We start from the raw sequence: 26,017 nt of genomic DNA on the forward strand, positions 1-26,017 counted from the left end.
CTGCATTCATAAATAATCAAATGATAACTACGTCAGCTAATAATTGTGCTCCGGCGGCACAAAGAAAAAAATTGAGTTTCCTCGATCAATATCTAACCTTATGGATTTTTCTCGCGATGGTTCTTGGTGTTGCCATAGGGTACTTTTTGCCATCGTCCTCAATATTTATAAATTCATTTTCCGACGGTACAACGAATATCCCTTTAGCTATCGGATTAATTTTGATGATGTATCCTCCCCTGGCAAAAGTGAAGTACGAGAATCTTGCTGAAGTTTTCAGAAATACAAAAGTTTTGAGTGCATCATTATTATTAAACTGGGTAATCGGACCTGCTTTGATGTTCATACTAGCGGTTACATTACTCCATGATAAGCCAGAGTATATGGTGGGCTTAATTCTGATCGGACTTGCACGCTGCATTGCTATGGTAATGGTGTGGAATGAATTGGCAGGAGGAAGCAGAGAATACGCGGCTGGTTTGGTAGCCTTAAACAGTATTTTTCAGGTTTTCCTATATAGTGTTTATGCATATGTATTCATAACCTTGCTTCTGCCAGTGTTTGGAATGGAAGGTTCTGTTGTTGATGTCTCCATTGGCGAAATTGCCAAATCTGTAGGCATTTACCTGGGCATGCCATTTGCCGCAGGACTTATCAGTCGCTATGGATTAATAAACTTAAAAGGTGAGGAATGGTTTACAAAGAAATTTATTCCTTTTATTTCTCCCATAACTTTAATCGCACTGCTTTTTACTATTGTGGTGATGTTCAGTTTAAAAGGCGAGCTGATTGTTCAGATACCAATGGATGTTGTCAGAATTGCAATCCCTTTAGTTATTTATTTTGCCATTATGTTTGTGGTCAGTTTCTTTTTCGGAAAGGCATTGGGTGCTGATTATTCCCAGAATGCTTCTATTGCCTTCACCGCAGCAGGAAACAATTTTGAGCTGGCAATAGCAGTAGCAATCGGTGTTTTCGGAATTAATTCGGGTCAGGCTTTCGCCGGAGTTATAGGGCCTTTGGTAGAGGTTCCTGCATTAATTGCACTCGTAAATGTTGCCTTTTGGCTCCGAAAAAAATATTATAAGAAGGAATTTCTTGAATAAGTTATACAGCAGTATTCCTAAAAAAAAAACGGTTATTTACTCAATGAGTCCGACTACTCTCTCCTCACAAACCAATATGAAAGCCTGCCAAATCTCATATTTAATATCTCACCTCTCAAACGGCGGAGCCCTCTTGAGTACAAAAAAACAATATTCATAAACGAAAAATCTCTTCAAATGAAAATCGCTCTATTTTCAGACATACACGCAAATCTTCCGGCGCTGGAAGCTTTTTTCAAAGATATAGACGCTAAAAAAACTGATGCCATTTATTGTCTGGGCGATTTGGTAGGTTACAATATCTGGCCAAATGAAGTAATTAATGAAATCCGTAAACGGGGTATACCAACCATTACCGGAAATTATGATTTTGGAATTGGCAGGCATAGCGATGAATGCGGATGCGCATATAAAACAGATTATGAAAAGGCGATGGGAAAAACCTCCATATCATATACCAATGAACAGATAAACGATGAAGAACGGGCTTATCTGAGAACTCTTCCCTCTCATATCCGATTGGAGTTTCAGTTAAATGGAGACAGCCTGAATCTTTTATTGGTTCATGGCAGTCCCAGAAAGGTTAATGAATACCTGTTTGAAGATCGTGAAGAAAAGAGTCTGTTGCGTATTATGGAACAGGCAGATGCTGATATTATGTGCTTTGGTCATACTCATAAACCGTTTCATCGGATTTTATCATCAGAAGCTGAAGGTTCTGAACGTTTTCGTCACGCAATAAATATTGGATCAGTAGGAAAGCCAAAAGACGGGGATCCCCGCGGTGGCTATGTAATGCTTACGATTAAAGAAAATAGTTCGATTTTTGATAGCGAAAGCATTCAGGTAGAATTTATCCGTTTCGAATACGATGTTGAAATGGCTGCAAAAGCGATAGAAAATAGCCCGCTTCCAAATGAATATGCCGATATGTTACGCAAAGCCTAAATATGAGAATAGCATTGTTTTCTGATGTCCACGCCAATCTTCCGGCTTTTGAAGCTTTTCTTGACGATTTGGACCATAAAAAACCTGATTCAATTTATTGTTTAGGCGATCTGGTCGGATATAACATCTGGCCGAATGAAATTATCGCTGAAATTCGCAGGAGGGGAATTGCAACTATCGCCGGGAATCATGATTTGAAAGTAAAAAGGCTTTCCTCAGAAGCATCAGGAAAGAATTACGCTTATAGTATTATCGGTGAGGAGGAACGTTCATACTTAAAAGCTCTGCCTTCGCATATACGCCTGGAATACAAGTTAAATACAGAATCTCTTAATATGCTGCTGGTGCATGGTAGTCCCCGAAGTATCGATGAGTATATGCTTGAAGATATGAATGAAGATTATGCATTAGATTTGCTGACACAAACCAGGGCGGATATAATCTTTTGTGGTCATTCGCATTTACCATACCAGAGAATATTCCAGATAGAGGATAGTGGGACGTATTCTGTCAAACGAATCATAAACACGGGCTCGGTTGGTAAGCCCAAAGACGGCGACCCGCGCGGCTGCTATGTGTTGTTAACCTTGAAGGAGGGTAATGGTAATAAAGAGGATATTCTGGTTGAGTTCGTCAGGTTTTCATATGATGTTGAAAAGGCCGCAAAAGCTGTCGAAGAGAGTCCGCTGCCCGATGAATTTGCGGATAGATTAAGGAGGGCGTATTAGGAATTAACGCAAACAGCGTTCAAAACGCTGTCTGCGTTGCTTAAGCGTGAGTTAGAATAAATTCGGCATCAACTTTTAATTCCGAATGAACAGCTTTTAAGAAATTAATATCAGGTTTTTGTTTCCCATTCATTATCATGGAAAGCTTTGCATCGCTTACGAGATTTGATTTTCATCCACTCTGTTTTAACCGATCAAACTGCCCCTTTTACCGACTTCCCTGTCATCTCTGCCTAATACCTGTTGTTTCCATGTCTAAACTCCTATACATTTGATCCATAATGTTAGTTGTTTCAATATGCCAGCAAAGGAATCTGAAAATATTTTCAGGCGGTGTGAAATAAATATTATCTAAGTTTAATTAATAAATGCTGAAATGAACGGAATAAATTATAAGAACAGGAAGCCAGGGACCGGAAAAAAATGGGTAGGAATAGCTTTACTGATATTTGGAGCCATCATGCTTTCTCAAAGTCTGGGTATTCTTATTCCTGACTGGGTTATCAGCTGGCCCATGCTGTTAATTGCTATTGGGGTATTTACAGGCCGTCGCCACCAGTTTCGAAATCCGACTTCCTATATCTTAATAATTATCGGTTTGATTTTCCTGGCGGAAGATATAATTCCAAATGTCGATTTCGACGATTTTGTATGGCCAATAGCTATAATCGGAGTAGGATTGTATCTTATAATAGGAAAAAAGAAAATTACAAATTGGGGATCCGATAACGAAAAAACGCCTTCAGACCTGACCTGGGATAAGCGGGTGAATGAGGATAATGAACCTATTCCTCCCACAGAAAGTTCTGTGGACGATTACATTGATATTGTTTCGATTTTTGGCGGAGTAAAGAAAAATATAGTTTCCAAAAACTTTCAGGGCGGTGAAATAGTAGCAATAATGGGAGGTGCCGAAATTATTTTAACCCAGGCAGATATTACTCTTCCGCGGGTTGAATTAGAAATTACTCAGGTTTTTGGTGGAACAAAAATCATCGTACCACCACATTGGAAGGTGACATCCGATTTAGTCGCGATTTTTGGTGGCATAGAAGATAAACGGCCATTGTTTTCAAATCAGGCTATTTCTGAGGAAAAGCACCTGGTAATAAAAGGGACTTCAATTTTTGGAGGCATTGATATACGCAGCTTTTAAATTTAATTTGTGGCAACTCCGCTATTATCATCAAGGCGTGTTTTAGGCTTCCTTTCTGGGGCCTGGCTTATATGGATGGGATTGCATGCAGCAACCTTGTACTGGCTGGGTTTTGACCTTCAAACAGTATCTATCGATGCTGTTATCAGCAACTTGATGATAATTCTTTCATCGCTTATTGTTAGCAATACATTACGATATTATCAGCCTGGCAGAGGCAAGTATTTTTATATCGTTACCTGGTGCTTTTTATTAGCTGTCCTTGCGGTTTTCATTACCAGATTCCTGCTTCTAAAGGTCCTCTATAATGATGGGCTAACTATTAATGATATTTATGTATCGGTAATTGACAAATCTTTAATCATCAGGTTTTGTGTCGCTTTCTTGCTTATCAGCGGAATGGGTTTAATGAGTATGCTATGGTACACTCAACAGGAACAAAAAGAAAGTGAAGGCCGGAAAGCTGATGCAGAGCGTCTTGCCCGTGATGCGGAATTATATAAATTACGCCAGCAATTGCAGCCTCATTTTTTGTTCAACAGCTTAAATTCTATAAGTGCACTAATAGGCAGAAGGCCCGATGAGGCACGTACGATGATCTATCAGCTATCCGACTTTCTCAGAGGTACATTGCGGAAAGAAGAAAATGAATTTGTTTCACTGGAAGAGGAGCTGCAGCACCTGCAATTATATTTGGATATAGAAAAAGTGAGATTCGGGCACCGGCTTAAAACTGAGATAAAGCAGGACGAGGGTTGCAGCAGCTTGATCTTACCTGCAATGCTCTTACAACCCCTTGTAGAAAATGCCATAAAATTTGGTTTATATGACACCACAGGCGAAGTGACAATTGTTATTGAGGCAAAGTGCGTTCAAAAATACCTGGTTTTGATTATTCAAAATCCGTATGATACCAATACGGTAAGACCCAAAAGCGGAACAGGCTTTGGTTTGGAAAGCATTAAACGAAGGCTATATTTATTATTTGCAAGAACAGATTTGATTGATGCAAAAGGGGAAAATGATATTTTTACAACAAGCGTAAGAATTCCGCAAGTATGACAAAAGCTATACTGATAGATGATGAACCTTTAGCCAGGGAGGTGGTTAAAGAGTATTTGGAAGAATATCCTCAAATCGAGGTAGTAGCCGAATGCGGAGATGGATTTGAAGGAGTTAAAGCCATTGCGCAGCATCAGCCCGATTTGATATTTCTGGACATTCAGATGCCTAAAATTACGGGCTTCGAGATGCTTGAACTTATCGAACAGCGCCCCGGAGTAATATTTACTTCAGCATTCGATGAATATGCCATTAAGGCTTTTGAAGCACATGCAATAGATTATCTGCTAAAACCTTTTTCTAAAGACCGGTTTAATAAAGCGGTCGGGAAATGGATCGAAAGGCAAAATTTATCAGAAGCCCGGCAGCAGGTTCAGGCATTGTTACAAAGTTCACCGGTTTCTCCGGCGCACAGCGAACGCATTGTTGTGAAAGCCGGCACTTCAATTAAAATTATTCCGACAGCTGATGTAATTTACCTGGAAGCGTATGACGATTATGTGAAAATTCATACCTCAGAAGGCGTATTTCTAAAAAACAAAACCATGCTGTTTTTTGAGAATAACCTGGACGATAAACAGTTTGTACGCGTGCATCGCTCTTTCATTGTAAAAGTGCCTGAAATAACCAGGCTCGAACCCTATGAAAAAGATTCGTACAAGGTTGTAATTAAATCCGGCGAAAGGCTTCCTGTAAGTAAAACGGGCTATGTGAAGCTGAAGACCTTGCTTCAGTTGTAAAGGTCTTTTTCGGTGACTTAGAATTGGTAGATTGAAGCCTAAAACCCCACAAACCTCTCAATCTGTTGTTTTGTAAATTTTAAGGTATCCTCTTTATATAAGTTCATATTTTCGTCAAATTCTTTATGGATATGCGGTATATGAATCTTCAGAGGCAATATATCCAGGTTCATATAATGGCAAATTCCAGTCATATGATCAACACCTCTTATATTTCCATATTTACCAGTTGAGATTCCTACAAGAGCTGCCTTTTTTCCGCTAAAGCTTGATGGAAATTCACATGCATCAATAAAAACTTTTAATATTCCGGGAAAACTGCCATTATATTCCGGGATTATAAAAATGAATTTCTTAGTGGACGAAATTAAATTTTGAATGGGTTGCCAGCTTTCAATTTTCTGGTTTTCATACATTGCGGGGTGAATTATTTTCTCGGGAAGATTGCCAAGCGACAAGATTTCTGACTCAATCCCCAGATTCATAAGACCTGTTTTATAGTGCTCCGCTACTCTTAAAGTATAACTTTCGGGTCGGTTGGTACTTGCGATTATGGTGGTCATTTTGTGGATAATATGTGTAAAACCAAAAGGCGTTGCTCTGATTAAATTGTTTAAAGTTTGTATCTTAGGCGATTGTTAAATGGCTTTCAGAATGGTAAAAATAGTATTTTAATTTGCTATTAGCCGTTCAGAAAGCACAAATTACCCTTGAAACCAGGATAAAGAATGAGTAAGATTATTGCGTTAGCAAATCAAAAAGGGGGAGTTGGAAAAACTACTTCATCAATTAATCTGGCAGCGAGTTTAGCTGTATTAGAATACCGTACTTTGCTGGTGGATGCAGATCCTCAGGCAAATTCAACTTCGGGAATTGGTTTTGATCCCCGAACTATTAAGGCCAGTATCTACGAATGCATTATTAATGATGTAGAACCCCGCGATGCTATTCAGAAAACCGAAACACCTAATCTCGATTTACTTCCTGCCCATATTGATTTAGTCGGCGCCGAAATTGAGATGATCAATTTAGCCGAACGTGAATACAAAATGAAGTTGGTGTTAGATAAGGTTAAAGACGATTATGATTTCATAATTATCGATTGCTCTCCATCATTGGGTTTAATAACTATTAATGCGCTTACAGCGGCCAATTCTGTAATAATACCCGTTCAGTGCGAGTATTTTGCCTTAGAAGGATTAGGGAAGTTATTGAATACTATAAAAATTGTTCAAAACCGGTTAAACCCTGATCTGGAAATTGAAGGCATTCTGCTTACTATGTATGATGTTCGTCTGAGACTTTCAAATCAAGTGGTAGAAGAAGTAAAAACTCACTTTCAGGAGCTGGTGTTCGAAACAATTATCCAGCGTAACACCCGTTTAAGTGAAGCTCCAAGCTATGGGGTATCAGTAATTATGCATGATGCGAATTGTAAGGGCTCTATTAATTATCTGAATTTAGCCCGCGAAATTATTCGCAAAAATGGCATGGTTAGCGAAGAAACAACAAAACAAGAAACCGTTATTTCATGACGTATCAAAAGAAAACAGGATTAGGAAGAGGATTAAGTGCGTTATTGGATGATACAGAGGCGGTACAGTCATCAAAACCTCTGGCAGGCAATACGAATCCTGAGTATCCGGGGTCGTCTTCCGGACTAATATCTCACGTTAAAGTAAGTGAAGTTGAAGTTAACCCTTACCAACCCCGTACAGAGTTTGACAGGGAGGCTCTTCAGGAATTGTCGGATTCGATAAAGCTTCAGGGTTTAATACAGCCTATTACAGTTAGAAAATCCGGAAATAATTCTTACCAGTTAATTTCGGGAGAACGACGTTTAAGGGCCTCGAAACTTGCGGGATTAACGGAAATTCCGGCGTATGTACGTACTGCCAACGACCAGCAAATGCTGGAAATGGCTCTTATTGAGAATATTCAGCGGGAAAATCTTAACTCAATAGAAGTTGCCCTAAGCTTTCAGCGAATGCTGGATGAATGTAATCTTAAACAAGAGGAGCTGGGTGAACGTGTAAGTAAAAATCGGTCTACAGTAACCAATTATTTGCGTTTGCTTAAATTACCTCCAGCAATTCAGGCTTCAATTCGCGACAACCAGATTTCCATGGGACATGCCAAAGCTATCCTGGGGCTGGAAGAAGTGGATAAGCAATTGTATGTACATAAAGAAGTACTTGCCAAAGGTCTTTCGGTACGTAAAACTGAAGAGCTGGTACGTGATATCCAGAAATCAGGAATTAAAAAAATCGAAACTAAACCGCAACCCGTTTCTTTTGAATATAGAAAGATTCAGGATGACCTGGCTTCAAAATTTGCGACAAAAGTTTCCCTGAAGGTACAGGCAGGCGGTAAAGGAGCTATTGAAATTCCATTTGTTTCTGAAGATGATTTAAGCCGTATACTTGAACTGCTGGACTGGTAATGTATCGTTTAAGAGTATTTCTGGTTGTGATTTTTTGCTGTTTTGCGTTTAATGGCTTTTCGCAGACCGATTCAAACGTCGTGGTCGTTGATTCTACTCTTCGTAATCCTGATGCTAAACGTAACCCTGTCTTTAATGCACCGAAAGATACCTCCGCTAATTTAAAGGCAACAACTCCGGTAAAATCAGAAGTTTTTAAAGATTCGGCCCGGCTTGCCCTGGAAGCAATGCCCGGCAGGGCCATCAGACGTTCTGCTATACTTCCCGGTTGGGGGCAGGTAACAAATGGACGCTGGTGGAAAGTGCCTGTTATTTACGGAGGCTTTATCGGCCTGGGCTTAGCCGTTGATTTCAATCAGAAATATTATAAGAAGTTTTTAAGGGAATTGCAATTCAGAGATGAGTTTCCAGGTCAAACGAGTGATCCTGACCTGATTAGAATTACCGATCAGCAAGGACTTATTCAATATAAAGATTATTACAGGCGCAATCGCGATTTAAGCGTACTGGCTGCCGTGGGATTATATGCCATAAATATAATTGACGCTTATGTGGACGCAAAGTTTTTCAGGTTCGACATCAGTGATGAATTAGGTCTCAGAATACACCCCTCTTTAATTCCTTCCGTTTCCCACGCATATATTTCGCCGGTACCGGCAATAAAAATTCACTTAATGTTATGAAAATCATGAGTGCCTGTAACTGCTTAACAATACAGATGAATCTACTCATGATAAATCATCTCCAAAAAACAAATATATTCAAATGAAAATAGCCCTTTTAGGTTATGGTAAAATGGGCCGTATAATAGAGCAGTTCGCTTTAGACCGCGGCCATCAGATAGTTTTGAAGATTGATGAAAATAATATCGATCAAAAAACAATAGAAAACCTGCAGAATGCAGATGTCGCTATAGATTTTAGTACTCCTCATTCTGTGCATTCAAATATACAGAGCTGCTTTGAAGCAGGTTTACCTTTGGTTGTAGGTACTACAGGATGGTACGACAAAATAGAGGAAATCAAAGCCCAGTGCGAAGCGAGTAACAATTCATTACTATATGCATCTAATTTTAGTATAGGGGTAAATGTGTTTTTCTTTGTGAATGAGGTTTTAGCAAAGATTATGAATCGATATCCTCAGTATGATGTGCTGGTAGAAGAAATTCACCATACTCAAAAGCTAGATTCTCCCAGCGGAACAGCTATTACCATTGCCGAGGGTATTCTGGATGGGTTAAACAGAAAGAATGAATGGGTGAATGAGCTGGTTGGAGAAGCCGAAGAAGTTATTGCCAGGCCGGAACAACTGCTTATTGAGTCGCACAGGATTGAAGATGTGCCCGGAACCCATACGGTTATATATAGTTCAGAAGTAGACGATATCGAGTTCAAGCATAAGGCTCACGGAAGGGCTGGCTTTGCTTTAGGTGCAGTACTGGCAGCAGAATGGTTACAGGGTAAGAAAGGTTTTTATTCGGTAAAAGACATGTTTGATTTTAATATATAAAATAAAAAAGTAAACGTTTAATGGAAAACCTTGGATTGTACATAGTTATTATACTGCTTCTTGTTGCCTATCATGTTGGTTTATGGAAATTATTTGTAAAAGCCGGCAGAGCAGGATGGGAGGCGCTTATTCCTGTTTACAGTTTCTATATTATGCTAAAACTTACAGGAAGGCCCCTATGGTGGATGGTATTGTATTTTATCCCGGTCATAAATGTTATAGTAGGTATCGGAATATTAATTGATTTTGCTAAAAGTTTCGGGAAGTTTAGTTTCGGCGAACACGTTGCCAGCATTGTAATTCCTTTTTTCGCTTTTCCTGTATGGGGATTTGACAAAAAAACTCAATATCTGGGTCAGTCTGCAACACAGACATTTAAAGAGAAATACGCATATAAGAAAACAGCCACCCGTGAATGGGCCGATGCAATTCTTTTTGCTGTTGTCGCAGCAACCCTGATCCGGAGCTTTTTATTGGAAGCGTATACCATTCCCACCGGTTCAATGGAAAAATCACTTCTTATTGGCGATTTTCTCTTTGTAAGTAAGGTGGATTATGGTCCCCGTATCCCGATGACACCCTTTGCATTTCCGTTCGCTCATCATACTATGCCTGTTACCGGCACAAAAGCTTATTGGGAAGGGCTGAGCCTTAAATACAGAAGACTGCCAGGATTTACAGATATAAAAAGGGGAGACGTTGTTGTGTTTAATTACCCTATGGATGCGGATGAACCCTATAACAGACCTGTGGATAAGCGTGAAAATTATATTAAGCGCTGCCTGGGAATAGGGGGAGATACATTGAAAATTGTAAATACCCAGGTATTTATCAATGGTAAAGCTGCCGAAACTCCTCAATTCGGACAGTCGTCTTACTTTGTAATTACGGATGGTACAGATATTAATCCCAGCACTTTGCAGGATATGGATATTGAATATCAGCTTGAAGCTGCCAATACCTATGTCTTGTTTATGACTAAGGAAGAATCTGAAACCATCAAAAAATGGCCGATGATTAAATCGGTTATTCCAAGAATTATGGTTGCGGGTTATTATAATGCTCAAAGCCCTGTATATCCTCAGGATCCCCGTTTCAAATGGAATGAGGATAATTATGGACCGATTGTTATCCCTGCAAAAGGTATGACCGTGAAACTTGACAGCACAACAATTCCAATCTATAAACGCGTGATTAGTGTTTACGAAGGGAACAAATTTGAAGAGAGAAACGGACAGGTTTTTATTAATGATAAACTATCTGATTCATATACCTTTAAAATGAATTACTACTGGATGATGGGCGATAACCGCCATAACTCATTAGACTCAAGGTTTTGGGGCTTTGTGCCGGAAGATCATATCGTTGGAAAGGCAAAGTTCATCTGGATGAGCTTTGATGCGAATGGTTCTCTTTTCGGGAAAATAAGGTGGAGCAGAATTTTTGACGGGATACATTAAGCATACCTGAACGTTTTTAGATTTAATCCGGAAGTGTAATGCTTCCGGATTTTTTTTCAATCTGGGCCCTGACCAATCTCAACTTTTTGAAGCCCTTTACTGGCAGGACCTGTTAATACCTCACCATTAATAGCATACCTGGCGCCATGACAAGGGCAATCCCAGCTTTTTTCTGAATTATTCCAGTTAACAATACATTTAGCATGTGTGCAAACAGGATTTAAAGCATGGATTTCACCTGTTGCGTCTTTATATATCGCAAGTTTTTCATTTTTATATTCGACGAGCGCTCCACTGTCTAAGGGGATTTCATTTAAAGAGTGAATGTCTTTTGCCGATAAGCGGTCGGCAAAAAAGCGATACGCAACATCTGCATTTTCTTTGACAAAATCTGTAAATCCTGCAACAGGTTTAATCCTGCCAGGAGAAAACAGGTCGGCGTAGGGGTTAATATAGTCAAGTACAAGATCTCTAAGTATTTTACCAGAAATACTCCCCAATGTGATTCCATTACCGTTAAATCCGGTAGATACATAGACATCATTATCAAAACCCGGAAGTTTACCAATATAAGGCAGGCCATCAGCGGGTACATAATATTGAGCGGACCATTTAAATTCTACTGATGCACCCCTATAGTGGTGATGAACATATTCTTCGAGAGATTGGAAGGCCTGGTCGGGATTGCCATGTCCCGTTTTGTGATCTTCGCCCCCAATTACCAGATATTGCTGACCATTGATGTCATGTGTTCTAAAATAATGATACGGAACTTTCATGTCATAGGCCAAATCAAAAGGGTAGTTATTGCCGGCCAGCCTGACTCCTAATGAATAACTTCTGTATGGGGCACATCTGAAATGTAAGAGATTTATTCCCGGCGGAATATGTGTTGCGTATACAATTTTTTTTGCCTTAATTGATGTGTTATCCGCTTTAGCGATATGAAAATCTGAGCTTTTCTCGGTCGACTGGATTAAGGTGTTCTGTAAGATCAGGCCACCTTTTTTAGTAAATTCCAGAGCAAGGGCATAAATATATTTTAGCGGATGGATTTGTGCCTGTCTGTCAAACACAACTGCTTTTTTAAAGGGCACAGGTACTGGTATATTATCAGCCGGTTGCACAGGCACACCGGCTTTTATTGAAGCTTCTGATAGTTTATCAAGGTCTGAAGCTTCTTTCTCTGTTTCAGCATAGAGGAATCCTTTTTTATATGCAAAATCACAATCAATTTTATATTTAGTAACAAAGCCTGCCACCAGCTCAATTGCTTCTTTGCAGGCCATGGCCACGGTTTTAGAGGCTTCCTCGCCAAAGTTTTTTTCAATGTGGTCGTACCCGATATCCAGAAAGGTATTGATATGTGCTGTTGTCCCTCCGGTAGTTCCATAGCCGATAGTATGGGCCTCTGCGAGGATGCAATTTTTCCCAGCTTCCTGTAAAAGCATTGCTGTAGTTATCCCGGTAATGCCACCTCCAATTATCAGAACATCGTAAGTGGTCTCAGGGTTGTGTTTGCTGATATCACTTTGAACTGGCTCAATATTTTCCTGCCAAATGCTTTCTGTAATAGAATCGCGTGGAATGCCTATTCTTATATTATCAGCTGTTTTCATAGTAAATGGTTTTACTGATAACCTTAAGAAAGACGAAGTGGTTTTTAAATTTCGGTTGGCAAGGACCAGAAAAAAGCCCTATAAGATTTTAAACACTTATAGGGCCTTTAATAATTGCTTTATACGGAGGGATTACCCTGAAACTGCTTTGAAAAAACCGGGTTTAACTTTCTATGAAACTTTCAAGAATCTTGAAGCCTGTGTTTGTTTGCAAGGTGATATGTTTAATTGAGGCAGGAACCAAAACACAATCTCCCATTCTCACATTTAAACTATTGTCGCCATAGGTTAAAGTATATGCTCCCTCAACACAAACATGTATCACAAAAGAATCAAAAGGATAATCTCTGTCGACAGAGTGATTAAACTCTAAGATATTTGTGCTGAAATAAGGGCAGCGTACCACATTTATAGCTTCATTCAACTTTCTGTTATACTCTGATTTATATTCCGGATACACCTCATAATCCAGAGCTGCCAGAGCCTCCTGGGTATGTAATTCCCGTTTGTTCCCTTTATCATCAACGCGGTCAAAATCGTAGATGCGGTAGGTTATGTCCGACGTTTGCTGAATTTCTGCAATTAAAAGTCCTTTACCGATCGTATGAACTCTCCCGGCTGGTAAAAAGAATACGTCGCCTGCTTTAACCTCTTCTTTATTAAGAATGTCATCAAGCTTTCCGGAATTTAATTTTTCAAGATAAACACCCTCGTTAACTTTCTGATTAAAACCGGCGATCAGTGAAGCTCCTTCGTCAGCCTGTATGACATACCACATTTCAGTTTTTCCGAATGAATTATGACGTTTTTTTGCTAAAACATCATTGGGGTGAACCTGAATTGAAAGGTCATCATTCGCATCAATAAATTTTACAAGGAGGGGGAATTCATTTCCAAATCGTTTATACACATTTTCTCCTACGAGATCACCTTTATATTTCTCAAGAAGGGAAGCGAGACTTTCACCCGCTAATGCTCCATTTTCAACAATAGATACATCTGATTTGACACCAGATATTTCCCATGTTTCTCCGCAATTAGGTAAAGAAGAAAAATCTTTTCCTAAATAAGTCCTGATTTTCTGGCCGCCCCAGATTTTATCTTTAAAAATGGTTTTGAACTTTAATGGATATGTAGTCATCGTAATTTAAAAGCTGCAAGTATAAGAATAATGAGTATAAAAGCATCTATCCGCTGGTCAGCAACGCTTGAATTCCTGTATCTGGTTTTAAAATATACTGATTAATCATCAAAGGAAGTATCTGCAGCGATTTTTTCCCATTCATTGATCTCTTCTTCTACAGATTTTAATTTGTTTCGGATGGCTTGTATTGCAACAGTGCCAAGAGGTAACCTCAATGGCGGATTTTCGCTGTTGACTACTTTAATTATTGCCCTGGCAGCTTTTTCAGGGTCTCCGGGCTGATTGCCGGAATAAGCTTGTATGGTTGAAATACGGGAACCCGCAGTTGGCGAATATTCTTCAATTACTTTTTCTGAACGGATCGACGAATCGCCTGCCCAGTTGGTGCGAAATGGCCCGGGTTCTACAATGGTTATTTTAATATTTAGATGTTTTGTTTCCAGCGCCAGGGCTTCGCTAAAACCCTCCAGCGCAAACTTACTGGCATTATATAATCCCATGCCGGCCAATGATCTGAAACCAGCCATTGAGGAAATCTGTATAATGTGACCCGATTTTCTTTCGCGCATTAAAGGAAGTACTGCCTGTGTAAGGGCCAGAGCTCCAAAGAAGTTGGTTTCCATTTGCTGCCTTGCCTCATCCATGCTCACTTCTTCTATAGCACCAAACAGGCCGTATCCCGCATTATTTACTAAAATATCTATGGATCCAAAATTCAGAGTCGCCGTATTTAACACTCTTTGGAACGTCAAATGGTTATTCACATCCAATAATACGCCGAATGTTTGTTCTGGAACAAGTGCATCAAATTCTGCAACCTGCGCCTGTTTTCTAAGCGTTCCGATAACAATATCACCGCTCAGGGCGACTTCCTTAGCAAGAGCGCGACCCAAACCGCCTGAAACTCCTGTAATAAACCATACTCTTTGTGATTTTATCATATCGCAAAGAACATAAAAAACGATGATTTGATTTATATTAATGAATGATAATCAACCGCGCTGTTTATTTTGAAATAAATTACGCTATTTGTCTGATTACCAGGTGAACCCTGATATTAAATGGATAGTAGGGATGTATCAGTTTACTCTGAACCTGATTAAGATGATAAAACGATGTGAAATAAGGATAAAATGCTTCTAAATAAAGGTTCCTGCAGTCATAATAGCTCTTTTTAAATTTCCCCCAACCTCAATAACATTAATTGGATTTACTCTAAAGCAGCGATGATCTTCCTCAGCTATAAAGTATTCTCCAAAACGCACCTTGTCGCGTTTGATCTCTTCCCTGTCAACATCGGTAAGCTTCTTGACCAAATGTTGAGAATCTGTTTCGGATAATATCTTTTCCATCAGTTCCTTTCGTGTGTGTGATTACATAATAACAAATTACGAGCCAAGTAAATCTAGTATCGGCGGCTTCTAACTATGAGTACGATAAATTTAAGGTAAATGTTGCGACAACTATAAAATATTTCAAGAATAATTTTATAAATCAGGCTATTAACGGGATCTGTGATTAATTAAGTCTCATAAAGGTATTTTTCTAAAAATTAAATTCATCGGGTTTAAAAAATATCCTGTAATTTTTAATCATTCCTGCGGTTTTTTTATCAGATCGGGGTAGGTAACGAAATCCTTTTATTTTAACACTCTCACCTAAATCCAGTACAATCTGGTGAGGATGTTTTGGCTTCCCGCCCACAGATTGACTTTGCCAAAATGTGGATTCCTGTAAATCAAAAACTTTATCAGCGGAGTTGTTAGAAGCTGTGGTTTCTTCACTGTCTGCATAAACAACTTTCCATTTTAGCCTTGAGACTGATGCCCCGTCTTCACCGATAAGCTCCAGTTCTGCAATGGTAGTTAAATCATCCTTAGGATCGTGTGAGCTAAGAGCTTCTAAACAGAAATACCTGCCCTGGACTGTTTTTCCAAAATTCACGTCTTTAAATCCCTCACCTGCAGGAAGGTATCCCGAAAAAACGGGTTCTTCAGCAGAAAGATCAAGAGTTTGACCTTCCTTTCTGCTTAAAAGGGAGGCATCCGGACTGATCTTGTCAAGAATAGGTGTGTTTAATCCTGAAACTGAAGCTTCCGAAGGCTGATCAAGATCTAAAATAACAAGTTCATTTTTGCCTTTTTTAAGCCATGCCCCCGGGATGTATAAAGTTTGCTGTGGCCCGATTTTCCAAAATCTGCCCAGATTATACCCGTTTACCCACACCATTCCTTTTCCCCATGTGCTCATATCTAAAAAGGTGTCACCAATTTTATTCAGGTTAAAATTGCCTTTTCGCCATCCGGGGCCATTGAGACCAGCCGTTCTGAATTTCCTTCCGCTCTGAAATTTATAGTCAACGGGGAAATTGTAAACCAGCCAGTTTTTAAGCTCAGACGATTTTTTACCGTCACTAAGCTCTGCTTTATCAGTTATTCCCTTTCTGTCGATTATTGCTTTACCGTAGTTAACGCGGCCGGTTGCTTCTACAAGTATATCTAATCTTACATCAGAAGTGAAGGCTGGCAGTTCAACTGTATTATCACCTCTCCGCCGGTCTAATTTTCCAATTTGCTTCCCATCAATAAAAACCGCTGCCCAATCGTGTACTTCTGTTATAATTAATTTTTGCTGTGATGCGGAAGAGGGGAGGGTGGTACGGTAAAGAATTCGTCCCCAACCCTGATCGAAATTTTCCATGGGCAGGATATTTTCGCTTCTGTTCGCCGCAGGTAAGTTTTCAAATAAGCCAGCACTCTGTTTTAATTCAAATTTTGGAATTTCTATGATCGGCATAACCGGCTTAGGGATATCACCGAGCGTTTCACCTGGTAAAAGATAGTTCTTAAGCAGATCGCGAACAGCGAAAAATTTTTCAGTAGTGTTACCCTGTTCTCCGATAGGAGCGTTATAATCATAGGACGTTGCCATAGCCGAATATGGCGGGGCGTTTGCGCCACCCCATTGACCGAAAGATGTGCCTCCATGGGCCATATACAGGCTAAAAGAGATTTTCCGGTCCATCATGTCCTTCATACTTCCAATAAAGCTGTTTACAGACCGGGTTTCATGTGGCCGGCCCCAATGGTCAAACCATCCTGACCAATACTCGCTGCACATTAAAGGCGCATTCGGATATAATTCCTTGAAGGATTTGAATTGGTTATCAATATTTGATCCGGCGCCAAAATTTAGAGCCGTTGCAACGCCGTCCAGCTTGTACTTTTGAAAGTTTGAAGACCAATCGCATCTGAACAGCTGAACTTTATCAAATCCGGAGGCACGAACAGCATCTCGTATAGCTTCCATATAGCCCTGTTCGCTTCCAAAAGACGCATATTCATTTTCCACCTGAACCATAATAATGTTTCCGCCATTCTGTATTTGCAGAGGAGCCAGCTGTCTGGCTGCCTGGGTTAAAAACTTTTTGGTGCGATCCATAAAATAGGGGTCGTTAAGGGTTCTGACCTGTACGTCTTTTTTCTTTAACAACCACCAGGGTAATCCGCCCATATCCCATTCTGCGCACACATAAGGTCCGGGGCGTACAATGCAATACATTCCGTTTTTTTGAACCAGGCGAACAAATTCGGCAACATCGTTCTGTCCTTTAAAATCGTAATTGCCTGGTTGTTGTTCATGTAAATTCCAGAACAGATATATACACACTGTATTCATTCCCATAGCTTTGCTAAGCTGAATACGATGCTCCCAGTATTGTTTAGGAATGCGGGGATAATGCAGCTCGGCAGCGCGGATTATAAATGGTTTTCCGTTTAAAAGGAACTCTTTATTGCCAAGGGTAAAATTTCCCGGCTGTTTTTTTTGTGAATAAGAGCTGAAAAAAACGAAAATAAGAAGGATTAAGGGGACAATGTGCTTCCTCATTGGAATATCTTAGATGTTTTGTAAAAGCTCTAAGATATCAGATTTTAAGAAATGAAGTACACGCAAAAGTTTTTAGAAGTATTGTGCGTTGTGTGTATTACTAAACAATACTTTAATCAGCCAATTCCTGGCATTTAAAGCCGGCGGTTTCTAAAAGAGACTCTATTAATTCGGGGTCGAGATTGTTGGACACAATCCGTAATATATTATCACAGTCATCAAGGTCGAAGTTCCAGTGTTTAATGGTTGGTACAGCATCTAATAAGGGACTGACCTGCAAAATTTCTTCTTTTGCTGTAATGCTTGTTTTAAATACCAGTATATTCATAAATCCGCTTCTTAAAATCATGATTTTTACCTGTTTAATTATTAATAGTGGGGTTTGTATCTCCCTCAGAGCGTTTTCTGTTCCAGCCACACATCCGTTCCTTCATTTCGGTTCTGAATTTTTGTCGTTCATCAGGGCTTATGGCTCCGCATTTGTGCCTCATCCATCCGGATTTTCTTCCTCCTTTACCAAAACCAAAAAGTATTTTGGATAAAATAAAAATGCCCATCGCCTGCCAGAATGTTATTGCTTTTACATCCAGTATTTCCGGAAGCAAATTATTCCATAATGTCATTACAATTAAGCTTATTAACGAAAGGAAAGCGACTATCGCTACAGGTATAAAAACAAATCGTCCTTTATAAAATATTTCTCTCATGGTTTGTGTTAAATTTCTGTTATTTCTTTATATAACTGCTTTAATCGCTTGCGCAAATGCAGCACAGCATAGCGTTTCCTTGATACAAGTGTGCTGATATTCTCTCCGGTCCGTGTGGCAATTTCCTGGAAAGGAACATCGTCCAGCTCATGCAAAATGAACACCTCTTTCTGTTCTTCAGGCAATTCTTCAAGAGCCAGAAATAATTGTTCCCAGAACATATTGCGGAAATACTCCGTTTCAGGGGTTTTGCCTTCTGTCAGCAGCAAAGCTTTAAGGTCCAGACTATCTTCTTCATCGGTGAAACTGTCATCCAGCCGCAATTCGCTTTTCTTTTTGTGTTTATCGATGATTTTATTCCTGGCAACCCTGTAAAGCCACGCGCCTGTTTGCTCAATTGGCTCAGAATTGATGACCGAGCTTAGCTGGTACCAAACGTCCTGTAAAATATCTTCGGCATCAGCATCACTTTTCACCCGTTTTCGGATAAATCCTAACAACCCTTTACCGTATTCTTTTATAGATTTCAGTATATGATTGTTTTTCTCTTCGGGCATTACTACGCTAAGCAAAATCTCTTGTTTTGTTAAGAAGACGAATCAGGATGGAAAACATTTTAAATTATTTTTCATTTTTCTTAAGATGATCGAATTCTCCTAATTGTTACAAAATCCAAAACATGGATCAAAGAAAAAGAATTGATTGACAACCCTATGTCAGCAGGAAAACTATTTTTCAAAATCGGACCTGTTTTCTAAAAGAAAGATTCTGCCTGATCTTTAAATAAAACAATCATTCAGTACCCTCCCATTCCGAATAGAAGTGTGCTAAATACATTTCCATAAACTGATGCCTTTTCAGCGCCAGCTCTTTTCCGGTTTCGGTGTTCATTTTATCCTTTAGTAGCAGAAGTTTTTCATAGAAGTGATTAATCGTAGGTCCTTTGCTGTTTTTATATTCATCCTTACTCATTTTAAGATTTGGCGGAATATCTGGGTTGTAAAATTCACGTTGTTTGAATCCTCCAAAGCTAAATGCGCGTGCGATACCAATGGCCCCAATTGCATCTAAGCGATCTGCGTCCTGAACGACTTCAAGTTCTTTTGAATGAAAGTTTATTTTTCCCAGGCTTGATTTAAAAGACATGTTTCGAATTATTTCCTGAACATGATGAACTGTTTCCAGGTCAACAGAAATAGAGGACAAGAAATCTGCGGCTTTTCGCGGGCCTATGTCTTCATTGCCATCGTGAAATTTAGAGTCAGCTATATCATGCAGGAGTGCTGCCAGTTCCACTATTTCCAGCTTGGCCTCTTCTTTTATACCAATAGTTTTTGCCATATTCCATACCCTGTATATGTGCCACCAGTCGTGTTCGCCTTCTGCATCTGCTAATGAAAAATTACAAATTCAATGGTTTGTTTAATGCTGTCTTTCATCCGAATATAATTGTTTTTTAATGGCTATGAAGCTATCATGAGCATATTCACTCTGTTGGTGAGGGGTATGCTCATGATGGTTTCATTTTGCCAATTTAAAAAGATAATTAATTTCTGATCATATGCTGTGAACGATTGGAACAGTAATTGCTTTTATATCATCACATCGAAATAAAATAAATTTATGAGCCTATTAAAATACCTGGTTTTTGGCGCTGCGGTAGCCGCTGGCGTAAATTACGCAACTAAGAAAAGAGAAGACGGAAGATCTTTAATTGATGATTTAAGCGAGAAGGCTCCGGAATGGATGGATAAAGCCAAACATTATACCGATCAATTAAAAGGTCAGTTCGCCCAAAATAACCCTTCCAGCCCACATCAATCCAATACTGTTCACACAGACGAGCCCCCATATTAATAATTATTAAGATTTACTATTATTTGGAAACCCGGGTTTTACCCGGGTTTCTTTTTTTAGGCCTGATTTCTTTGACGAGAAGATCAGAATTTGATGTTTAATTCCACTGATACTTTATTTGTAAATTTTTGTTCATTTAACTTCACACATTGTACAAGCTCTCCGGGATGATATAGATTAAGTAAAGTGTTAGTATATTAGCAAAATCTTTGGGTGTACTAATTCATCTCTGAAATGAACAAAGAATTTTACCAGCATATTTTTGATAAGCATCAGCACATTGAGGCAGTTCCTTCAAATAAAGAAATTGCTGGCTGGGCAATCAGACTGATCAGGATTTTATATCCGGAGCAGTTCAAACAGGTGTTCTTATCCCTGAAAGAAATAGAAGATGCGCTTTTACATCTTCAGGAGGAGTTATGTCATATCATGAATTCTACAAAAGCTTGTCAGAATAGTGATAATGAAGAAAAGGCGAAAGTGTTCTTCAAGGATTTACCTCTGTTATACTCTTTGTTAAATACCGATATTGAAGCGATTTTAGCAGGAGATCCGGCCGCTACAAGCGAGTTTGAGATAATCAGGGCATACCCGGGTTTTTATGCGATATCATTTTTCCGGCTTGCTCACGCCTTATTTAAATTAGATATTCCTTTGATTCCAAGAATTCTGACTGAGTATGCCCATTCTAAAACAGGCATAGATATTCATCCGGGAGCTGAAGTAGGAAAGTATCTCTACATCGATCATGGTACGGGCATTGTTATCGGGGGGACGGCAGTAATAGGAAATAATGTAAAATTTTATCAGGGAGTAACCTTAGGAGCCCTGAGTGTTGATAAAAGTATGGCTTCATTAAAACGGCATCCAACGGTTGAAGATAATGTGGTAATATATGCAGGCGCTACAATATTAGGAGGTGAAACTGTTATCGGACACAATAGTATAATAGGCGGTAATGTATGGCTAACTAAAAGTGTCGCCCCGTACTCCACGGTTTACCACGAGTCGAAAGCAAAAGTTATAGAAAGGCAGAATAGTTAATGGCGGGATTAATTGATTTTATAGGGAATACTCCCTTAGTTGAGTTGCAGAGAATAAACCCGAATTCAAAAGTTAAAATTTTCGCAAAATTAGAAGGCAACAATCCAGCAGGGAGTGTTAAAGATCGTCCAGCCTTAAATATGATTAAAAGCGCTCTGGAGCGCGGTGATATTAAATCAGGGACGAAACTTGTAGAAGCAACCAGCGGGAATACCGGTATCGCTCTGGCAATGATTGCCAGTTTGTTCAACCTGGAAATAGAACTGGTAATGCCCTCTAATTCTACCCGGGAGCGTACCCTGACCATGGAGGCTTACGGAGCAAAAGTTACTCTTCTTGAAAGTATAGAAATTTGCCGTGATTATGCAGAAGAAAAAGGAGCAACGGGAGATTATTACCTATTGAACCAATTTTCTAATCCGGATAACTTTATGGCTCACTATAAAACTACCGGGCCAGAGATATGGAGAGATACTGAAGGAGGAATAACACATTTTGTGAGTGCTATGGGAACTACCGGTACAATTATGGGTACTTCCATGTTTTTTAAGGAGAAAAATCCGGAAATTCAAATTATAGGTTGTCAGCCGACGGAAGAGTCGTCTATCCCGGGAATCAGGCGTTGGCCGGAAGAATATTTACCAAAAATATTTGACCCTAAACGGGTCGACAGAATATTAGATGTTTCGCAGGCTGATGCAGTAGAAATGACCCGAAAGCTTGCAAAAGAGGAAGGTATATTTGCCGGCATGAGCAGTGGGGGAGCTGCCTTTGCGGCTCTTCAATTAGCTCAGGAGCTACAGCAGGGCACCATTGTATTTATTGTATGCGACCGTGGAGATCGTTATTTGAGCAGCGATTTATTTGCTTAAAGCAATAAAATCTTAAACAAAATACCTCTGCATTTTCTTATACCATTATGAAATTGATCTCGTCAATTGGAGGAGGACTTGCAGGTGCTTGTGCTCTTACCATATTACATGAAATAGTTAAAAGAATAAATAACGATGCCCCCAGAATGGATTTATTGGGGATGCAAACGGTTAAAAAAGGAATGCAAAGCGCCGAGCAGCCGGTGCCTGAAGATAAGCATCTGTATCAGATCGCGCTGGCTGGTGATATAGTAAGCAATACCATTTATTACAGCCTGGGTATTGCAGGAAAGAGAAAGTACATCTGGCCAAAAGGGGCGCTCACAGGCCTGTCGGCTGGGATAGCAGCCATTTTTTTGCCTAAGGCTTTGGGATTAAATCCCGCATATAGTAGCCGTACCTTAACAACTAAGGCGTTTACTACAGGATTATATTTAATTGGTGGCTTGGTTGCCTCTGCTGTTGCAAAAAAAATTGAAAATAAGACCAGGCCGTATTCAAAAAAGGCTTTTGATTCAATTTCATATCGCGGGAATACATTTTTAAACGGTTAGAAACCTAAAAAGCCGGGCCTTAAAAGGACGGAGCCCTAAGCTTAAGCCTATAGCTGATCATTGCAGAAATTGCTTGAATGTAAACAGTTATCTGTCTTCAGGGGTTGTTCATTTCTTCATCTTCAATAACCGGAGCCGTGTGCATTGAATGGGCAATTGAGGCAGCATCCAAAACTAAAAGAATAATTAATGCGGTAACAAACATGATTGATTTCTGTTTAGTGTAATTAACGATATTTTTAATTTAAAAAATATGATCCATGTTATTTTTTCGACTTTTATTATTCTAAGGTCTTATAAATGATACAGATAAAAATTTGTTAGCCTTTATATTAGCATTTAGGTAACAAATTGACAATATGATTATAATAATGAAATTGACTAAAATTCGGTTTTAAGGGGCCCAGGGATTTTTTGTGCCATTTTTTTTCAGATTTTATGGAGTACGCTCAAAAATATATCAATTACACGTCCAATTTTGGAGCCGTATAAATTGAATTAATATATTTTAATTCATTAAGCCATTCTTCTAAATGGTAATTAAATAGAAAAGCGGTTAATCAGGAATAGCCTAAACAAATAGTTTTATTGGGGCAAAATCTAGTTTGTTCAGATTATTACTCCTTGTTTTACGGCTAATTCACAACTTGTATTCCTCCGATCAGATACGGGCACAAAAAAAGCCTCTTTATGAGAGGCTTTTCCATCTTAATGATGTTTTTTGTGTACCCAGAGGGATTCGAACCCACATCAGCAGAACCGGAATCTGCAATTCTATCCATTGAACTATGGGTACTCTTACTTTTAATATTCGCCAAATATACTTATTCGACTTATAGGTGGCAATAGCTTAAACATTAAACCTGAAGTGCATGATGTCGCCATCTTCCACCACATAGGTTTTTCCTTCTACGCTCAGCTTCCCATTTTCTTTACATGCTGCTTCAGAACCATATTTTACAAAGTCATCAAATTTAATGACCTCTGCCCGGATAAAACCTTTCTCAAAATCCGAATGAATAACACCTGCAGCTTGTGGGGCGGTAAACCCTTTTGTAATCGTCCATGCTCGTACTTCCTGAACACCAGCAGTGAAATACGTGTATAAATCCAATAAAGTATAAGCGGAACGGATTAAACGGCTAACACCGGATTCATGCAAGCCTAAATCATTTAAAAACATCTCCCGTTCTTCAAAACTTTCCAGCTCGGCAATTTCTGATTCGATTTTTGCAGATATGACTAATACTTCAGCGTTTTCTTCTTTTACAGATTCTTTTACACGTTCAACATAAGCGTTTCCGGTAATAACCGATCCCTCTTCAACATTACACACATACATTACCGGTTTCTGTGTTAAGAGCCATAAATCGGCAAGATATTCTTTGTCTTCTTCGCTAAGCGGGGCTGTACGAACAGACTTTCCGGATTCAAGGTGAGCTTTTACAATCGTGCAAACATCGAAAGCCTTTTTCGCTTCTTTATCGCCACCAGTTCTGGCCATCTTTTCAACTTTTTGAATCTTTTTTGTTACCGCATCAAGATCCTTCAGCTGAAGTTCTGTATCAATTATTTCTTTATCTCTGATCGGATCAACTGAACCGTCCACGTGCACCACATTGCCATCGTCAAAGCATCTTAGAACATGGATTATTGCATTTGTAGCACGAATGTTGCCTAAAAACTGGTTTCCTAATCCCTCTCCCTTACTAGCACCCTTTACCAATCCGGCTATATCAACAATTTCAATAGTATTGGGAACAATTTTGTTCGGCTTTACCAATTCCGCGAGCGTAGTTAAGCGGTCATCAGGAACGGTAATTACCCCAACATTTGGTTCTATTGTACAAAAAGGAAAGTTAGCCGCCTGTGCTTTTGCGTTTGATAAACAGTTAAAAAGGGTAGATTTTCCTACGTTGGGTAAACCAACAATTCCGCATTGTAAAGCCATTAAATATTGTTTGTTTGTATGAGCTACGTTTTATAATTTACGATTTTTTCAGCGGGCGAAATTACGGTTTAATATTCAATACTTTATAGTACAATGGTTAATTAGTCATTAGTTTAAAATTCAGTGGTTAATTAGTCATTAGTTTATAGTTAATGGTTAATTAGTCATTAGTTTATGGTTCAATAGTTTATTAGTCATTAGTTTGTAGTTCAATAGTTTATTTTTTAATATTGAGACTGTCTGTACCTTAGGACCTTATTTTAAGCTGATATTAACCTTCCTGCCCTTTTACCTTTCACCTTTCCCCTTTTACCTCCCTCACACAAACTTATATCCAATCAACTTATATACTAATTTAGCCAGGGTATATTCAGAAAGGATAGAACCTTCTATCGGAGCGCATTCAACCACGTCAAACCCCACTACATTGCGTTCCTTAAATACTTTCTTTAAAAAATCGAGAGTTTCTGTCCATAATAATCCATTGGGTTCTGCTGTCCCAACAGCTGGCATTATAGACGGATCAAAACCGTCGGCGTCAATTGTAATGTAAACATCATTGCCCATCGGGGCGATGAGCTCTTCCATCCAGAACGGATTGCTTCTTATCTGATGGGCATAGAAGGTATGTATATTGTCGGAGTCTTTAATTAGCTGAGCTTCTTCTATAGATTGGGCACGTATACCCGCCTGGCATATCTGTAAGCCCATTTCATGTATCCTGGCCATAACAGATGCATGGGAATATTTATTGTTGTTGTAACTATCTCTTAGATCAGAATGGGCATCCAACTGCAAAACCGTAAGGTTTGGGAATTTTTTAGCAAAGGCTCTGACAAATCCATAGGTTACAGTATGCTCAGCTCCGAGAGAAACCACAAACTTATCATCGTCTAAAATTTTTTCCGTTTGTTGCTGAATGAGTGAAATAGCATCCTCATTAAAAATGTCTTTAAAATCGATAGGAGCCAATGTTCCAATTCCTACTTTAGCTACTATTTCTGTATCAAGTTCTTCATCATAACATTCTACAAACTGAGAGGCTTTGATGATTGCTTCCGGGCCTTTGGCAGACCCCTGCAGATAGGATGAAGTATATTCGTAGGGTACCTGTTGTATAATAACTTTGCTGCCGTGGTAAGCATAATCAGATTCATCGGGCAGGCCAAGGAAGTTCTTATCTTGTGCTAGAGTCACCATTGGTTACAGAGTTTTATTGGCAGACAAAT

The 26,017-nt window shown here is 39.3% G+C and carries 27 protein-coding genes and 1 tRNA gene; 15 read left to right on the top strand and 13 right to left on the bottom strand.

Annotation, left to right across the window (positions count from 1 at the left end; all coding sequences use genetic code 11):
- Positions 1-20 precede the first annotated feature (20 nt).
- The 6 genes from arsB to WG906_RS19040 all read left to right on the top strand — a co-directional run bounded on the left by arsB (position 21) and on the right by WG906_RS19040 (position 5,740).
- Positions 21-1,106 (top strand): ACR3 family arsenite efflux transporter, encoded by a 1,086-nt coding sequence (gene arsB, locus WG906_RS19015; RefSeq protein ID WP_339994478.1) that lies wholly within the window; start codon positions 21-23, stop codon positions 1,104-1,106.
- 177 nt (positions 1,107-1,283) lie between these two features.
- Positions 1,284-2,054, top strand: a complete 771-nt coding sequence (locus WG906_RS19020) for a metallophosphoesterase family protein (RefSeq protein WP_339994479.1) — start codon at positions 1,284-1,286, stop codon at positions 2,052-2,054.
- A 2-nt stretch (positions 2,055-2,056) separates the two neighbouring features.
- On the top strand, positions 2,057-2,782 hold the full coding sequence (locus tag WG906_RS19025; protein WP_339994480.1) for a metallophosphoesterase family protein: 726 nt from the start codon (positions 2,057-2,059) through the stop codon (positions 2,780-2,782).
- Between the two features lie 376 nt (positions 2,783-3,158).
- The gene (locus WG906_RS19030; RefSeq protein ID WP_339994481.1) at positions 3,159-3,938 is read left to right on the top strand and encodes a LiaF transmembrane domain-containing protein; all 780 of its coding nucleotides are present in this window, start codon (positions 3,159-3,161) and stop codon (positions 3,936-3,938) included.
- Between the two features lie 9 nt (positions 3,939-3,947).
- Positions 3,948-5,000 carry a sensor histidine kinase gene (locus WG906_RS19035; protein WP_339994482.1) on the top strand — a complete coding sequence of 351 codons (1,053 nt, stop codon included), beginning with the start codon at positions 3,948-3,950 and terminating at the stop codon, positions 4,998-5,000.
- On the top strand, positions 4,997-5,740 hold the full coding sequence (locus tag WG906_RS19040) for a LytR/AlgR family response regulator transcription factor (RefSeq protein ID WP_339994483.1): 744 nt from the start codon (positions 4,997-4,999) through the stop codon (positions 5,738-5,740). The genes WG906_RS19035 and WG906_RS19040 overlap by 4 nt, the downstream gene beginning before the upstream one ends.
- Before the next feature lie 38 nt (positions 5,741-5,778).
- On the opposite strand, the gene WG906_RS19045 is transcribed toward WG906_RS19040, so the two are convergent.
- Positions 5,779-6,303: an NADPH-dependent FMN reductase gene (locus tag WG906_RS19045; protein WP_339994484.1), complete on the bottom strand. Its 525-nt coding sequence runs from the start codon at positions 6,301-6,303 to the stop codon at positions 5,779-5,781.
- Between the two features lie 165 nt (positions 6,304-6,468).
- On the opposite strand from WG906_RS19045, the gene WG906_RS19050 reads away from it, so the two are divergent.
- The 5 genes from WG906_RS19050 to lepB all read left to right on the top strand — a co-directional run bounded on the left by WG906_RS19050 (position 6,469) and on the right by lepB (position 11,152).
- The gene (locus tag WG906_RS19050) at positions 6,469-7,275 is read left to right on the top strand and encodes a ParA family protein (protein WP_339994485.1); all 807 of its coding nucleotides are present in this window, start codon (positions 6,469-6,471) and stop codon (positions 7,273-7,275) included.
- A complete protein-coding gene (locus tag WG906_RS19055; protein WP_339994486.1) occupies positions 7,272-8,183 on the top strand; it encodes a ParB/RepB/Spo0J family partition protein in 912 nt (303 codons plus the stop codon). Before WG906_RS19050 ends, WG906_RS19055 begins: the two co-directional genes overlap by 4 nt.
- The gene (locus tag WG906_RS19060; protein ID WP_339994487.1) at positions 8,183-8,866 is read left to right on the top strand and encodes a DUF5683 domain-containing protein; all 684 of its coding nucleotides are present in this window, start codon (positions 8,183-8,185) and stop codon (positions 8,864-8,866) included. Before WG906_RS19055 ends, WG906_RS19060 begins: the two co-directional genes overlap by 1 nt.
- An 82-nt stretch (positions 8,867-8,948) precedes the next feature.
- Positions 8,949-9,692, top strand: a complete 744-nt coding sequence (dapB, locus tag WG906_RS19065) for a 4-hydroxy-tetrahydrodipicolinate reductase (RefSeq protein ID WP_339994488.1) — start codon at positions 8,949-8,951, stop codon at positions 9,690-9,692.
- 20 nt (positions 9,693-9,712) lie between these two features.
- Entirely contained in the window at positions 9,713-11,152 is a 1,440-nt protein-coding gene (lepB, locus tag WG906_RS19070; RefSeq protein ID WP_339994489.1) for a signal peptidase I, read from the top strand.
- 56 nt (positions 11,153-11,208) lie between these two features.
- Here the strand turns inward: lepB and WG906_RS19075 are convergent, their stop codons facing one another.
- The 9 genes from WG906_RS19075 to WG906_RS19115 all read right to left on the bottom strand — a co-directional run bounded on the left by WG906_RS19075 (position 11,209) and on the right by WG906_RS19115 (position 19,851).
- Positions 11,209-12,771: an FAD-dependent oxidoreductase gene (locus tag WG906_RS19075; RefSeq protein WP_339994490.1), complete on the bottom strand. Its 1,563-nt coding sequence runs from the start codon at positions 12,769-12,771 to the stop codon at positions 11,209-11,211.
- Between the two features lie 163 nt (positions 12,772-12,934).
- A complete protein-coding gene (locus WG906_RS19080) occupies positions 12,935-13,912 on the bottom strand; it encodes a type I phosphomannose isomerase catalytic subunit (protein WP_339994491.1) in 978 nt (325 codons plus the stop codon).
- A 101-nt stretch (positions 13,913-14,013) separates the two neighbouring features.
- Positions 14,014-14,856: an oxidoreductase gene (locus tag WG906_RS19085; RefSeq protein WP_339994492.1), complete on the bottom strand. Its 843-nt coding sequence runs from the start codon at positions 14,854-14,856 to the stop codon at positions 14,014-14,016.
- 198 nt (positions 14,857-15,054) lie between these two features.
- The gene (locus WG906_RS19090; RefSeq protein ID WP_339994493.1) at positions 15,055-15,267 is read right to left on the bottom strand and encodes a hypothetical protein; all 213 of its coding nucleotides are present in this window, start codon (positions 15,265-15,267) and stop codon (positions 15,055-15,057) included.
- Between the two features lie 193 nt (positions 15,268-15,460).
- The gene (locus tag WG906_RS19095) at positions 15,461-17,803 is read right to left on the bottom strand and encodes a beta-galactosidase (RefSeq protein WP_339994494.1); all 2,343 of its coding nucleotides are present in this window, start codon (positions 17,801-17,803) and stop codon (positions 15,461-15,463) included.
- Between the two features lie 112 nt (positions 17,804-17,915).
- Positions 17,916-18,152 (bottom strand): hypothetical protein, encoded by a 237-nt coding sequence (locus WG906_RS19100; protein ID WP_339994495.1) that lies wholly within the window; start codon positions 18,150-18,152, stop codon positions 17,916-17,918.
- A 13-nt stretch (positions 18,153-18,165) separates the two neighbouring features.
- Entirely contained in the window at positions 18,166-18,510 is a 345-nt protein-coding gene (locus WG906_RS19105; protein ID WP_339994496.1) for a hypothetical protein, read from the bottom strand.
- Positions 18,511-18,518: 8 nt separating this feature from the next.
- The gene (locus WG906_RS19110) at positions 18,519-19,082 is read right to left on the bottom strand and encodes an RNA polymerase sigma factor (protein WP_339994497.1); all 564 of its coding nucleotides are present in this window, start codon (positions 19,080-19,082) and stop codon (positions 18,519-18,521) included.
- A 220-nt stretch (positions 19,083-19,302) separates the two neighbouring features.
- Entirely contained in the window at positions 19,303-19,851 is a 549-nt protein-coding gene (locus tag WG906_RS19115; RefSeq protein WP_339994498.1) for an HD domain-containing protein, read from the bottom strand.
- Between the two features lie 282 nt (positions 19,852-20,133).
- On the opposite strand from WG906_RS19115, the gene WG906_RS19120 reads away from it, so the two are divergent.
- The 4 genes from WG906_RS19120 (at position 20,134) to WG906_RS19135 (ending at position 22,837) form a co-directional block, all read left to right on the top strand.
- Positions 20,134-20,367: a YtxH domain-containing protein gene (locus WG906_RS19120; RefSeq protein ID WP_339994499.1), complete on the top strand. Its 234-nt coding sequence runs from the start codon at positions 20,134-20,136 to the stop codon at positions 20,365-20,367.
- A 234-nt stretch (positions 20,368-20,601) separates the two neighbouring features.
- A complete protein-coding gene (gene epsC / locus WG906_RS19125; RefSeq protein WP_339994500.1) occupies positions 20,602-21,411 on the top strand; it encodes a serine O-acetyltransferase EpsC in 810 nt (269 codons plus the stop codon).
- Entirely contained in the window at positions 21,411-22,283 is an 873-nt protein-coding gene (gene cysM, locus WG906_RS19130; RefSeq protein WP_339994501.1) for a cysteine synthase CysM, read from the top strand. Before epsC ends, cysM begins: the two co-directional genes overlap by 1 nt.
- Before the next feature lie 47 nt (positions 22,284-22,330).
- Positions 22,331-22,837, top strand: a complete 507-nt coding sequence (locus WG906_RS19135) for a hypothetical protein (protein WP_339994502.1) — start codon at positions 22,331-22,333, stop codon at positions 22,835-22,837.
- A 724-nt stretch (positions 22,838-23,561) separates the two neighbouring features.
- Here the strand turns inward: WG906_RS19135 and WG906_RS19140 are convergent.
- From WG906_RS19140 to speB, 3 genes are all read right to left on the bottom strand, one after another.
- Positions 23,562-23,633: transfer RNA gene (locus WG906_RS19140), tRNA-Arg, on the bottom strand.
- Positions 23,634-23,687: 54 nt separating this feature from the next.
- Positions 23,688-24,788 (bottom strand): redox-regulated ATPase YchF, encoded by a 1,101-nt coding sequence (ychF, locus tag WG906_RS19145; RefSeq protein ID WP_339994503.1) that lies wholly within the window; start codon positions 24,786-24,788, stop codon positions 23,688-23,690.
- 318 nt (positions 24,789-25,106) lie between these two features.
- Positions 25,107-25,988, bottom strand: coding sequence for an agmatinase (speB, locus tag WG906_RS19150; RefSeq protein WP_339994504.1), 882 nt, complete (start codon positions 25,986-25,988; stop codon positions 25,107-25,109).
- Positions 25,989-26,017: the final 29 nt, after the last annotated feature.

Source organism: Pedobacter superstes (genome assembly GCF_037622515.1).
GTDB classification, from domain to species: domain Bacteria; phylum Bacteroidota; class Bacteroidia; order Sphingobacteriales; family Sphingobacteriaceae; genus Paradesertivirga; species Paradesertivirga superstes.

Coding starts and splice junctions, on each gene's coding strand:
- ychF (WP_339994503.1), bottom strand. CDS start 24,788: ATGGCTTTACAATGCGGAATTGTTGGTTTACCCAACGTAGGAAAATCT.
- dapB (WP_339994488.1), top strand. CDS start 8,949: ATGAAAATAGCCCTTTTAGGTTATGGTAAAATGGGCCGTATAATAGAG.
- WG906_RS19030 (WP_339994481.1), top strand. CDS start 3,159: ATGAACGGAATAAATTATAAGAACAGGAAGCCAGGGACCGGAAAAAAA.
- WG906_RS19025 (WP_339994480.1), top strand. CDS start 2,057: ATGAGAATAGCATTGTTTTCTGATGTCCACGCCAATCTTCCGGCTTTT.
- speB (WP_339994504.1), bottom strand. CDS start 25,988: ATGGTGACTCTAGCACAAGATAAGAACTTCCTTGGCCTGCCCGATGAA.
- epsC (WP_339994500.1), top strand. CDS start 20,602: ATGAACAAAGAATTTTACCAGCATATTTTTGATAAGCATCAGCACATT.
- WG906_RS19095 (WP_339994494.1), bottom strand. CDS start 17,803: ATGAGGAAGCACATTGTCCCCTTAATCCTTCTTATTTTCGTTTTTTTC.
- WG906_RS19080 (WP_339994491.1), bottom strand. CDS start 13,912: ATGACTACATATCCATTAAAGTTCAAAACCATTTTTAAAGATAAAATC.
- WG906_RS19135 (WP_339994502.1), top strand. CDS start 22,331: ATGAAATTGATCTCGTCAATTGGAGGAGGACTTGCAGGTGCTTGTGCT.
- WG906_RS19090 (WP_339994493.1), bottom strand. CDS start 15,267: ATGGAAAAGATATTATCCGAAACAGATTCTCAACATTTGGTCAAGAAG.
- WG906_RS19075 (WP_339994490.1), bottom strand. CDS start 12,771: ATGAAAACAGCTGATAATATAAGAATAGGCATTCCACGCGATTCTATT.
- WG906_RS19085 (WP_339994492.1), bottom strand. CDS start 14,856: ATGATAAAATCACAAAGAGTATGGTTTATTACAGGAGTTTCAGGCGGT.
- WG906_RS19060 (WP_339994487.1), top strand. CDS start 8,183: ATGTATCGTTTAAGAGTATTTCTGGTTGTGATTTTTTGCTGTTTTGCG.
- WG906_RS19120 (WP_339994499.1), top strand. CDS start 20,134: ATGAGCCTATTAAAATACCTGGTTTTTGGCGCTGCGGTAGCCGCTGGC.
- WG906_RS19105 (WP_339994496.1), bottom strand. CDS start 18,510: ATGAGAGAAATATTTTATAAAGGACGATTTGTTTTTATACCTGTAGCG.
- WG906_RS19040 (WP_339994483.1), top strand. CDS start 4,997: ATGACAAAAGCTATACTGATAGATGATGAACCTTTAGCCAGGGAGGTG.
- WG906_RS19020 (WP_339994479.1), top strand. CDS start 1,284: ATGAAAATCGCTCTATTTTCAGACATACACGCAAATCTTCCGGCGCTG.
- WG906_RS19055 (WP_339994486.1), top strand. CDS start 7,272: ATGACGTATCAAAAGAAAACAGGATTAGGAAGAGGATTAAGTGCGTTA.
- WG906_RS19050 (WP_339994485.1), top strand. CDS start 6,469: ATGAGTAAGATTATTGCGTTAGCAAATCAAAAAGGGGGAGTTGGAAAA.
- WG906_RS19100 (WP_339994495.1), bottom strand. CDS start 18,152: ATGATTTTAAGAAGCGGATTTATGAATATACTGGTATTTAAAACAAGC.
- WG906_RS19045 (WP_339994484.1), bottom strand. CDS start 6,303: ATGACCACCATAATCGCAAGTACCAACCGACCCGAAAGTTATACTTTA.
- WG906_RS19115 (WP_339994498.1), bottom strand. CDS start 19,851: ATGGCAAAAACTATTGGTATAAAAGAAGAGGCCAAGCTGGAAATAGTG.
- lepB (WP_339994489.1), top strand. CDS start 9,713: ATGGAAAACCTTGGATTGTACATAGTTATTATACTGCTTCTTGTTGCC.
- arsB (WP_339994478.1), top strand. CDS start 21: ATGATAACTACGTCAGCTAATAATTGTGCTCCGGCGGCACAAAGAAAA.
- cysM (WP_339994501.1), top strand. CDS start 21,411: ATGGCGGGATTAATTGATTTTATAGGGAATACTCCCTTAGTTGAGTTG.